This window comes from Pseudomonas sp. CM27 (assembly GCF_013179515.1).
GTDB lineage: Bacteria > Pseudomonadota > Gammaproteobacteria > Pseudomonadales > Pseudomonadaceae > Aquipseudomonas.
The window spans coordinates 1-10,781 of sequence record NZ_JABMCN010000210.1 but is presented as its reverse complement, the minus strand read 5'-3'; the positions used below and the strand labels follow the sequence as shown (position 1 = coordinate 10,781).

At 63.4% G+C, this 10,781-nt stretch carries 12 protein-coding genes; 6 read left to right on the top strand and 6 right to left on the bottom strand.

Annotated elements, in window-relative coordinates; translation table 11 throughout:
• Positions 1 to 65 precede the first annotated feature (65 nt).
• The gene (locus HP547_RS22250) at positions 66 to 677 is read left to right on the top strand and encodes an FMN-dependent NADH-azoreductase (RefSeq protein ID WP_172222788.1); all 612 of its coding nucleotides are present in this window, start codon (positions 66 to 68) and stop codon (positions 675 to 677) included.
• A 43-nt stretch (positions 678 to 720) separates the two neighbouring features.
• Here the strand turns inward: HP547_RS22250 and HP547_RS22245 are convergent, their stop codons facing one another.
• The 3 genes from HP547_RS22245 to HP547_RS22235 form a co-directional block, all read right to left on the bottom strand.
• Positions 721 to 1,320 carry a helix-turn-helix domain-containing protein gene (locus HP547_RS22245; protein ID WP_172222783.1) on the bottom strand — a complete coding sequence of 200 codons (600 nt, stop codon included), beginning with the start codon at positions 1,318 to 1,320 and terminating at the stop codon, positions 721 to 723.
• Between the two features lie 39 nt (positions 1,321 to 1,359).
• Entirely contained in the window at positions 1,360 to 3,312 is a 1,953-nt protein-coding gene (locus tag HP547_RS22240) for an FAD-dependent oxidoreductase (protein ID WP_172287439.1), read from the bottom strand.
• A gap of 472 nt (positions 3,313 to 3,784) precedes the next feature.
• On the bottom strand, positions 3,785 to 5,182 hold the full coding sequence (locus HP547_RS22235) for a cytosine permease (RefSeq protein ID WP_172222775.1): 1,398 nt from the start codon (positions 5,180 to 5,182) through the stop codon (positions 3,785 to 3,787).
• A gap of 235 nt (positions 5,183 to 5,417) precedes the next feature.
• Here HP547_RS22235 and HP547_RS22230 point away from each other — a divergent pair, with 235 nt between their 5' ends.
• The 4 genes from HP547_RS22230 to HP547_RS22215 all read left to right on the top strand — a co-directional run bounded on the left by HP547_RS22230 (position 5,418) and on the right by HP547_RS22215 (position 7,470).
• Positions 5,418 to 6,302, top strand: coding sequence for an EamA family transporter (locus HP547_RS22230; protein ID WP_172287438.1), 885 nt, complete (start codon positions 5,418 to 5,420; stop codon positions 6,300 to 6,302).
• A gap of 65 nt (positions 6,303 to 6,367) precedes the next feature.
• On the top strand, positions 6,368 to 6,688 hold the full coding sequence (locus HP547_RS22225) for a YbjQ family protein (RefSeq protein ID WP_172233427.1): 321 nt from the start codon (positions 6,368 to 6,370) through the stop codon (positions 6,686 to 6,688).
• A 141-nt stretch (positions 6,689 to 6,829) separates the two neighbouring features.
• Positions 6,830 to 7,018, top strand: coding sequence for a hypothetical protein (locus HP547_RS22220; protein ID WP_003253897.1), 189 nt, complete (start codon positions 6,830 to 6,832; stop codon positions 7,016 to 7,018).
• Positions 7,019 to 7,158: 140 nt separating this feature from the next.
• Positions 7,159 to 7,470 carry a hypothetical protein gene (locus HP547_RS22215; protein WP_172229870.1) on the top strand — a complete coding sequence of 104 codons (312 nt, stop codon included), beginning with the start codon at positions 7,159 to 7,161 and terminating at the stop codon, positions 7,468 to 7,470.
• Between the two features lie 45 nt (positions 7,471 to 7,515).
• Here the strand turns inward: HP547_RS22215 and HP547_RS22210 are convergent, their stop codons facing one another.
• The gene (locus HP547_RS22210; RefSeq protein ID WP_172229867.1) at positions 7,516 to 7,848 is read right to left on the bottom strand and encodes a hypothetical protein; all 333 of its coding nucleotides are present in this window, start codon (positions 7,846 to 7,848) and stop codon (positions 7,516 to 7,518) included.
• Positions 7,849 to 8,148: 300 nt separating this feature from the next.
• Positions 8,149 to 9,291, bottom strand: coding sequence for a class C beta-lactamase (ampC, locus tag HP547_RS22205; protein ID WP_172287437.1), 1,143 nt, complete (start codon positions 9,289 to 9,291; stop codon positions 8,149 to 8,151).
• A 119-nt stretch (positions 9,292 to 9,410) separates the two neighbouring features.
• On the opposite strand from ampC, the gene HP547_RS22200 reads away from it, so the two are divergent.
• On the top strand, positions 9,411 to 10,403 hold the full coding sequence (locus HP547_RS22200) for a bile acid:sodium symporter family protein (RefSeq protein ID WP_172229862.1): 993 nt from the start codon (positions 9,411 to 9,413) through the stop codon (positions 10,401 to 10,403).
• Between the two features lie 29 nt (positions 10,404 to 10,432).
• Here the strand turns inward: HP547_RS22200 and HP547_RS22195 are convergent.
• On the bottom strand, positions 10,433 to 10,781 hold a 349-nt coding region (locus tag HP547_RS22195), incomplete at its 5' end, for a DUF4157 domain-containing protein (protein WP_172287436.1).

Genomic DNA, 10,781 nt, shown 5'->3' with positions numbered 1-10,781 from the left:
ACCCAGGTAGGATTCTCCCCATCGTGATCGCCCAGCACTGCGGTCTTCATATACAGGAGAGTCCCATGAAACTGTTGCACATCGATTCGAGCATCCTGGGCGACAATTCCGCCTCCCGCCAGCTGAGCCGCGAAGTGGTCGAAGCCTGGCAAGCCGCTGACCCAAGCGTTGAAGTGGTGTATCGCGACCTGGCCGCAGATGCCATCGCCCATTTTTCCGCTGCTACGCTGGTTGCTGCTGGTACGCCAGAAGATATGCGTGATGCAGCGCAGGCTTTCGAAGCCAGGCTGAGCGCGGAAACCCTGGAAGAGTTCCTGGCTGCCGACGCCGTGGTGATTGGTGCGCCGATGTACAACTTCACCGTGCCGACCCAGCTCAAGGCCTGGATCGACCGCGTGGCCGTCGCCGGCAAGACTTTCCGCTACACCGAAAGCGGCCCGGAAGGGCTGTGCGGCAACAAGAAAGTGGTGCTGGTATCGACCGCTGGCGGCCTGCACGCTGGCCAGCCGACGGGCGCCGGGCATGAGGACTTCCTCAAGGTGTTCCTGGGCTTTATCGGTGTGACCGACCTGGAAATCGTCCGTGCCCATGGCCTGGCCTATGGCCCGGAGCAGCGCAGCCAGGCGATCGATGCCGCCCAGGCGCAAATTGCCAATGAGCTGTTTGTTGCGGCCTGAGCCTTCTCGACAGGCCGCCCCCGCGCGGGCTTGGCGGCGAGCTTCAGAAGGTTGGCGGTGTGATCACCCAGATCACCACCGCATCCTTCTCACCGGGGTTGCCGTAGCGATGCGGTTCCTGGCTCGAGAAGCTGAAACTGTCACCTTCGGCTAGCTGGAAATGCCGCTCGCCCACCCACAGCTCGAAGCACCCACTGAGCACATAGCCGGCCTCTTCGCCGTCGTGGCTGTAGCTCTGCTGGCTATAGGTGCCCGGGGGGAAGCGTGAGTGCAGGATTTCCAGCTGGCGGTTGGGCTGGGGCGTGAGCAACTGGTCGACGATGCCATCTTCGTAATGCACGCTGAGGCGGCTGTTGCGACGCACCACGTAGCCTTGATCCTCAGGGGCTGTGGTGGCTTCGCTGGCGAAGAACCACTGGATGGTCACGCCCAGGCTGCGGGCGATGTTGAACAGTGCCGGGATCGACGGGTACGAGAGGTTGCGCTCCAGCTGGCTGATGTAGCCTGCGGTCAGTTCACTTTGCGTGGCCAACTCCTGCAGTGTCATGCCGCGGCGCTTGCGCAGGCCGCGGATGCGGGTGCCCAGGAATTGTGGGGCGACGGCCCCGGCTTCGCTGGCGGGGGGCTGGGGGAGTTGGCTCATGCACGTCGGTCCATCGTAAAAGCCCCAGTATGTACAGCCTCAGAGCGCCCAGGCAACCGTCAGGCCATCGTGAATCGCTTCCTCGGCGGTGCGCGGCGCCAGGCAGTCGCCAATGCGCCGCACCTCCACCAGGCCGGCCAGTTCCGTGGCCAGGCGGTCCTCCGGCTGATGGCCCATGCATAGCACCAGGGTATCGATGCCTTCGAAGATCATCGGTTCGCCGCTGGCGGTGTGTTGCAGGTACACCGTGCTGTCGTCGCTACCATACAGCCGGGCATAAGGCGTGATGGAGATCCCCAGGCGGTGCAGTTCGCCGGCGAGCTGGTCACGTACGTACAGCGGCAGGTTCTCGCCGCAATGCGTACCGTTGACGGCCAGTTGCACCTGATGCCCATCGCGCACCAGGCGCTCGGCGATGCCGGGGCCTATCCAGTCGCAGCGCCAATCGATCACCAGCACCGAGCGCCCCAGCGTCACTTCGTTGCGCAGCACTTGCCAGGCGTCTACCACCTGCAACTCGCCGGTGCGTTCGAACGCCGGCCAATAAGGGATGGCGCCGGTCGCGGCGATCACCAGGTCAGGGCGCTCACGCTCGACCAGGGCGCGATCGACCCGGGTGTTGCGCACCACCTCCACCCCCGCCAACGCCATTTCCCGCTGCAGGTTGGTGCTGGCGCCGCCAAACTCGCTACGCCGCGGTAGCAACTGGGCCAGCAGCACCTGGCCGCCCAGTTGCGGGCCGGCCTCGTACAGGGTCACCTGATGCCCGCGCGCGGCGGCCACGGCTGCGGCCTTCATGCCGGCGGGCCCGCCGCCGGCGACCATGATGCGCCTGGGCGAGGGGGTGATGGTCATTTGGCCGTACTGCAGCTCTCGGCCGGTTTCGGGGCGTTGGATGCAGGAAATCGCCAGGCCGCGGTGGAAGTGGCCGATGCACGCCTGGTTGCAGGCGATGCAGGCGCGCACGTTTTCAACGTTACCGTGCTCGGTTTTGCTCGGCATCAGCGGGTCGCAGATCAGCGCCCGGGTCATGCCGCACACATCTGCCTGGCCGCGGGCGAGAATCTGTTCGGCCTCCTGGGGCTGATTGATGCGTCCGGTAACGAACAGTGGCACGTCCAGCTGCTGCTTGAAGGTGCCCGCCTCGCGAGCCAGGTACGCCGCCTCGATGGCCATGGGTGGAACGATATGCACCGCACCGCCCAAGGACGCCGAGGTACCGGCGACGATGTGCAGGTAGTCGAGCTGGCCCTGCAAGGCAACGGCGGCGGCCAGTGATTCATCTTCGCTCAGGCCTTGGCTGTCGCGCTCTTCGGCACTGATGCGCAGGCCGATGATGAACTGCTCGTCGGTGGCGGCGCGCACTGCGGCCAGCACTTCGCGCAGAAACCTCAGGCGTTTTTCCAGTTCGCCGTTGTAGCCGTCGCTGCGCAGGTTCACCCGTGGGTTGAGGAACTGGGCGGGCAGGTAGCCATGGCTGGCCACCACCTCGACGCCGTCCAGCCCGGCCTGGTGCAGGCGGCGGGCAGCGCTGGCGTAGCCCTGGACGATTTCGTCGATCATCGCCTGGTCCAGTGCACGCGGCATCACCCGGAAGCGTTCATTGGGCACGGCCGATGCGGAGTAGGCGATTGCCAGCAGGCCATCCGCCGACTCCATGATTTCCCGCCCCGGGTGGAACAGCTGCGACAGCACCAGCGTGCCATGCGCATGGCACGCCTGGGCAAGCTGGCGGTAGCCATCGATGCAGGCATCGTCGGTAGCCATCAGCACATGCGAGGTGTAGCGGGCACTCTCGTGCACCCCGGCGACCTGCAGCACGATCAGGCCCACGCCGCCGGCGGCGCGGTCCCGCTGGTAGGCGATCAGCTTGTCGTTGACCAGGTTGTCGGTGGGAAGGCAGGTGTCGTGGCCGGTTGACATGATCCGGTTCTTCAAGCGTTTGCCGCGGATCTGCAGCGGCTCGAACAGGTGCGGGAAGGCGGTTTGCATGCAGGCGGCTCCGGTGATCTGTTGTTGTTTTTCTGTTATGAAAGTGTAGCTGCAGTAAAAAGTCAACTCATTTCTTTACTTGAATGCGGCTGGCTTTTTCTCAGTCTCAGAGCGAGGGTGTGAGCTCACAGCAACAGGAAAACGGGCCTTTGGGGGAACCGGCAGGAGAACGCTACGATGCAGAGCGAAGGCGGCGGCGAAATGGCGCGGAGTCAGGTGATGGCCGTAGGGTCAGTGGTCGCTGTGGGGGATGCTAGGGTCTGGCAGGTTGCATCAGGGCTTACAGGTGCTTGCCTTAAGACATGCAGCGCCTATGAGATCGAGCGCCGCCAGCGCGGCGCTCGATCTCATAGGCGCTGCAAATGCTGTGACAAGCCCCTGTCAGCCTGATGCATTCCTTGCGAGGAAGGCTTGCCGGCAGACAATGTGCAGTGCAGTCTGGCCACTCACCGCCCAGCCCTCCACACCCCGATCAATTCACCCCAGGCACAATCATCGCCGCAGGTGCTAGCTCAGCACGACGCCGCGCGACCAGGTAGTACAGCACGCTAGGCACCACCAGTCCGATCAGCCAGGACACATCCACTCCACCCAGGTGCGCGACCATCGGCCCGGTGTACAGCTTGGTGTCGATGAACGGCATCTGGATCAGCACGCCGACGGTGTACACGATGATGCCTGGCCAGTTCCAGCGACCGTAGCGACCCTGTGGGTCGGCGAGGGCAGGGATGTCGTAGCGCTCCTTGGTGATGAAGTAGTAGTCCACCAGGTTGACGGCGCTCCAGGGCACGAAGAAAGTCAGCAGGAACAGGATGAACGACTTGAACGCGGTCAGAAACGAATGCTGGCCAAGCAGCGCGACCAGGGTTGCCGCTCCGACGATGGCCAGTACGAACACCAGGCGTTGGCTGCGGGTGATCGTCAGGTGGCCGCGCAAGCCGCTGATGATGGTTGCGATGCACATGAAGCTGCCGTAGGAGTTCAGGGTCGAGATGGTCACCTTGCCGAACGCTATGCAGAAATACAGCAGCGCGGCAGTGGTGCCGACACCTCCCAGGCCGACAATGTAGGCCACTTCGCGCCCGGAAAATTCGCCGCCGGCAATGGCCGCCGCGAACACACCGAGGATCATCGATGCCTGGGCCCCGATCACCGAGCCCAGGCCTGCGGCGAAGAAGGTCTTGACCGGTGAAGTGCTGCTGGGCAGGTAGCGCGAGTAGTCCGCTACATAGGGGCCGAAGGCTATCTGCCAGGATGCCGCCAGCGAAACCGCCAGCAGGAACGATGCCCAGGTGAAATGACGGTTGTCCAGCAACTGCCCGATATCGGCCAGCATGAGGATGCGACTGAACAGGTAGACGAACGCGATGATGCCCAGCACGCTGGCGATCCGGCCGATCCAGTGGATGACCCGGTACCCGGCCAGGGTGGCGAGCACGATCACTGCCGCGAAGATAAGGATGCCGGTGCTATCGCTGACACTTAACAGCTGGCCGATCGCCTGCCCGGAAAGCACCGTGCCAGTAGCGGTGAAGCCCATGTACATCAGGCACACCAGCACCATCGGGATGGCGGCGCCATAAACCCCGAACTGCACTCGGCTGGAGATCATCTGCGGCAGCCCAAGGCGTGGGCCTTGCGCCGCGTGCAGCGCCATGACTGCACCACCGATCAGTTGGCCGATCAGCAGGCCGATCAGCGACCAGAACACGTCGCCACCCAGCACCACGGCCAGGGCACCGGTCACGATAGCGGTAATTTGCAGGTTGGCTCCGAGCCAGAGGGTGAACTGACTGTACACGCGTCCATGGCGTTCAGTTTCCGGGATGTAGTCGATCGAGCGCCGTTCGAGCACGGGTTTGCTGGACATGGTGTGGCTCCGCTTGATTGTTTTTGTATAAGCGAGGAGGTCATCGGCTGGACGCAAGGCGAATGACCTTGGCTTGATCTGAGCATGTCTATACAAGTCCGGTCAAGTGAAGTTTACCGAGGATTACAGTGGTACTGTTGCGCAACCCTTGGGCGTAACTGTGCTGGTCGGACGCGATGGAATAGCCTTATGCTGTTACGAAATATGTCTAAGAAATCTGCTGAGGAACGCTGCAATGCCGCTGAAGGACCTGCTCATCGCCCTGGTGGTGATTGTCGCTTGGGGCGTCAACTTCGTGGTCATCAAGGTGGGCCTCGATGGCTTGCCGCCGATGTTGCTGGGCGCGCTGCGGTTCTTGCTGGTGGCATTCCCGGCTATCTTGCTGGTCAAGCGCCCCAAGCTGCCTTGGCGCTGGCTGATCGCCTATGGGGCGACCATTTCATTGGGCCAGTTCGCCTTTCTGTTCCAGGCGATGTACAGCGGCATGCCCCCGGGGCTGGCGTCGCTGATTTTGCAGTCGCAGGCGTTCTTCACCCTGGGCTTCGCTGCCCTGTTTCTTGGCGAGCGTTTGCGCGTGGCCAGCGTGCTGGGGCTGCTGGTGGCGGCTGGTGGCCTGGCACTGATCGGCAGTGAAGATGGCGGCCATGTGCCAATGCTGGCGCTGGTGCTGACCCTGTGTGGCGGTGCCATGTGGGGGTTGGGCAATATCATTACCCGGCGTTTTGGCTCGGTCGACCTGGTGGCGCTGGTGATCTGGGGCGGGCTGATTCCGCCGCTGCCGTTCCTGGCACTGTCCTGGTGGCTGGAAGGGCCAGAGCGCATCGGCCACGCCCTGGCCAATATCAGCTTGAGTTCGCTGCTGGCCCTGGCGTACCTGGCCTTTGTCGCAACCATGCTCGGCTACAGCCTGTGGAGCACGCTGCTCTCGCGCCACCCGGCAGGCAAGGTGGCCCCGTTCTCGCTGTTGGTGCCGGTGATTGGCTTGAGCTCGTCGGCGTTGCTGCTGGGCGAACGCCTGACCGCAACCCAGGGCTGGGGCGCGCTGCTGGTGATGGCGGGTTTGCTGGTCAACGTCCTCGGCGCCCGGATCGGGCAGCGCTTGCGGGCCGCTAGCGCGTAAGGCAAATCTGCAGGACTGCGCTCTGTTAGAATCGGCTCCTTTTGCCAGGCTTGCGGAGCGCACTCATGATCATTTCCACCACCAGTCAGCTCGAAGGCCGCCCGATTGCCGAATACCTGGGTGTAGTCAGCTCCGAGTCGGTGCAGGGCATCAACTTCGTGCGCGATTTCTTTGCACGCTTTCGCGACTTTTTCGGTGGCCGCTCGCAAACCCTGGAAAGCGCGCTGCGCGAGGCCCGCGAGCAGGCTACCGAAGAGTTGAAAGCGCGGGCACGGCAGTTGCACGCCGACGCGATAGTGGGTGTGGATTTCGAGATCAGCATGCCGTCGGTACAAGGCGGCATGGTGGTGGTTTTTGCCACGGGTACAGCGGTGCGCCTGAAATAGAACGTTTATGCCACTGGTCGGGTCCAAGGCGTTCTGCCCGGGTGGTCTGCAAATGACCAGCTAGTCTCACTTTCACAGGCCGCGTCTACCTGGGCAACTTTTCTGGTTGCCGGCGCGACCGCCACTGGAGGGACACAGGGCATGAGCGAATCCTTTTTCGAAGACCTGAACGACGCGTTCCCGATCAACAGCCAAGTGCGTTGCGGCCAGGCGGCATTTCGCCTGGGGTTCGCCCACATGACGCTGGATGATTCCGAACAGCTCCAGCCTGCACACCTGCAGCGCAGCAAAAAAGGCCGCTTCATGCCGCGGGTGCCGTTGAAGAAGTGACCCCGCCCCAGCCCAACCCCGCCCGATGGCGGGGTTTTTGTTGCGGTTCGTTGATCCGCCTCATGGTATTGCCGGGTAGCGCTCGCCGAACGGCCAAGGCTGTGGTTTGCTGGCGTGGCATTGCAGCGACGGAGGATTGAATGCTCATGCGAGTCAGGGAAGATACCTATTGGCAGTGGGCCGACGCCCAGCTGCATAGCCGCAGCCACGACGAAGTACTCAGCGACGGCACCACGCTGGACGTGCAGGTACGGCTTTCGCGCCTGGGGGCCACCCAGTTGTTCCTCGGGTTGTATGGCGGGGATGGGCGAGCGTTGCTGGAAGAGTACTACCCTGCACGGCCAGGCGAGACGATGACCCGCGCCATGGTATGGGGCGTCGATCGCGCCCGGGCGATGGCAACGGGCGCCTTGCCCTTGCCAGAGCCGCGCCGCCACCGGCGCCGGGCATGAAAAAGCCCGGCCTGTGCGGCCGGGCTTCGATAAAGGTGAGAGCCCTCAGTTGAGCGGTTCGATCACCTTGACTGCCTGCTGCTCACGGGCGGCGGGCCATTCCTGTTGCAGGGTCTGCAGCACGCGGCCAACGAACTCGGTGTCGGCGGCTGCCTTCTTGCCGACGTAGCCCATCCCACGGCGGTAGACCTTGAAGCGTGCACGCATGCTGGGCAGGTGCTCTTCGAATTCAGCTTCGACGGTGTTCGGTGGCAGGCGGTCGAGGCGCACTTCACCGGTTTGGCTGACCCACAGCAGGTGGTCGTCAAGGCTGTCCTTGCGTCCAGCGAACAGTTGGGCCAATTGGTCGATTGTCGGTTTGTCGTTCAAGTTCATCATAAAGCCCCCATTACCCATTCTTAGGTGATTTTCACAGTTGGCGCCAACACGATGTAGCGCACTACCAAGGCTGCTACAGCAGCATCGCAACAGGGGCTTTCTCACGCTGCCTTTTGGACAGATTCCCTCTCCACGGACGGCCTGCGTTACCGCGCAAGCCGTCTGGAACACCCTTGCCATCGCTCCCGATCAGGGAGACGGCTTCATCATGCCCAAGCGCGATGAACGGCGTCAACCATTTTGTAGTGAATATTTTCTGGCACTACATTTCTGTCGATTTGTCCGACAATCGCCCCCGCACTACAGCCCTGAGAGTATTTCGAACGCTGCGCGTATCCGGGCTTCGTTGGGGTAATTTCGATTGGCCAGCAATACGATTGCCAAGTGCTCGGATGGCACAAACGCGGCGTAGGCACCGAAACCGTTAGTGGCGCCAGTCTTGTTGTACCAGGCGGCAGGCAGCACGGGCAGGGCTGGTTGCAGCCGCGTGGTGGCCTGCGGTTCGCGAATCATCTGGACGCTGTTGCCCGCTTCGAGGGTAGACAGGGTGACGGGGTAGGGGTAGCGCTCCCAGCCCAGGCCTTGAGTCATCGGCCCCACCTGGAAGTAGCCTTGCTGGGTGATGGCGGTGGCTTTTGCCAGCGCTGGGGGCAGGCCCTCAGGCTGCATGTGCAGGCGCACGTAGCGCAGCAGGTCGCTGGCGCTGGTCTTGATCCCGTAAGCCTCATCGGCGTAGGGGCCGGGGCCCACGCGTACGGGTTTGTCGGCGGCGTCATAGCCTTGGGCATACAGCCCCTCGGCGCTGGCCGGGACATCCAGGTAGGTGCTTTCCAGGCCCATTTTCGCCAGCAGGCCTTCGCTCATCAGGGTGGAAAACCCCTGGTGCTGCGCGCGGGCAGCAAGGTCGCCAAACAAACCCAGGCTGGGGTTGGAATAGCAGCGCCGGGTGCCGGGCTGGGCACGGGGCTGCCAGTGACGGAAGAAGTCGACCACCTGCTGTGGCGTCTGCACGGCATCCGGGAATTGCAGGGGCAGGCAGTCGGCACTGTAGGCGCCCAGGTCCAGCACGCTGGCATCACCGATGGGCGCCCCGGCCAGTGCCGGGTGATAACGCTTGGCCGGGGCAGCGAGGTCCAGCTTGCCCTCGGCACTGGCCAGCGCGGCAAGGGTGGCGGTGTAGGTCTTGCTCAGCGAGCCGATCTCGAACAGCGTGTCCCGGCTGACTGGCACGTTGTCGGCCTTGCTGGCCACGCCATAGCTGAAGTAATGCGCATGGTCGCGGGCGTAGATAGCCACGGCCATGCCGGTGATGCCCTGCGCTTGCATCAGCGGGCGGATGACCTGGTCGACCTTGGCCTGCAACTGGTCGTCGGCCCGGGCAGTGGCTTGGCCGAGGGTGAGGGTGATGGCAGCGGCAAGTGCGGCCAGGCGAGGAGGGGGCATGGGCGGGTCCTTTACGGGAACGTGTCCGTTGAGCGATACCGGTGGGGGTTCCGGCGTTAGCGGCGCAAAGCCGAAAACCTTATCGTCTGCCCTTGCACAATGACAAGACGGAAGCAGTGATGAAGTATTTGCGCATGTTATTCGACAATTTCACCCTGGCCTTGCTCGGGGTGGTGCTGATTGCCACGGTGCTGCCGTGCTCGGGCGACGGCGCGGTGTACTTCGGCTGGCTGACCAACCTGGCCATCGGCCTGCTGTTCTTCCTGCATGGCGCCAAGCTGTCGCGCGAGGCGATCATTGCCGGTGCCGGGCACTGGCGCCTGCACCTGCTGGTGTTCTCCTGCACCTTCGTCATGTTCCCGCTGCTGGGCCTGGCTTTCAAGCCGCTATTCGTGCCGCTGGTGGGCAACGAGCTTTACCTGGGCGTGCTCTACCTGTGTGCCTTGCCGGCCACCGTGCAGTCAGCCATCGCTTTCACCTCGCTGGCCCGCGGTAACGTGCCGGCGGCCATCTGCAGTGCTGCGGCGTCCAGTTTGCTGGGCATTTTCCTGACGCCGTTGCTGGTGGTGATGCTGCTGGGCGCCAGCGGTGATACCGGCTCCGGTCTGGATGCGGTGCTGAAGATCACCTTGCAGCTGCTGGTGCCATTCGTGGCCGGGCAGATTGCGCGGCGCTGGATTGGCGCCTGGGTCAAGCGCAATGCCCGCTGGCTCAAGGTGGTCGACCAAGGGTCGATCCTGCTGGTGGTTTACACCGCGTTCAGCGAGGCGGTGGTCACCGGGCTGTGGCACACCGTATCGCCACAGCACCTCGCCGGGTTGTTTGCCGTGTGCGGGATCCTGCTGGCGGTGGTGTTGTTCGGCACCCGCCTGCTGGGCAAGGCGCTGGGCTTTGATCTGGAGGACCGCATTACCATCCTGTTTGCCGGCTCGAAGAAAAGCCTGGCGACTGGTGTGCCGATGGCCCAGGTGCTGTTCGTGGGCAGTGGCATTGGTGCCATGATCCTGCCGTTGATGCTGTTCCACCAGATTCAGCTGATGGTTTGTGCAGTACTGGCGCAGCGGTATGCCAGCCGGGAGGAGGGGGCGGAACAGATGTCGGCGCGGTCCTGACGGGGGAGGGCTGCCGCAGCAGCCCATTCTTATCTGGCCTGCCCTGAGCCGCGCTCGCGCAGCGCCTTCGCCACCTCGGCCTCGACTTTGTAGGCCGGCGCTTCAAGCTCGTCGTAGTTGCGCGTGTAGCGCCGGGCGAACTCGTCCACGCCCAGCGCCTGATACTGCTGCACATGCTTGAGCTCGTGCGCCCATAAGGCCACATTGTCCTCGGCATCGCTGCCGCGGCGGAAGATGATCGTGTCGATCAACGTCACGGCATTCACGTCGGGGTTTTGCAACATCACATTGGCTGCACTCATCTGCTGTTCGTCACCGACCCGATAACGCACCGCGTCGAGCACCGCAAAGTCATACCAGGGTTCGAGCTGTGCCCGT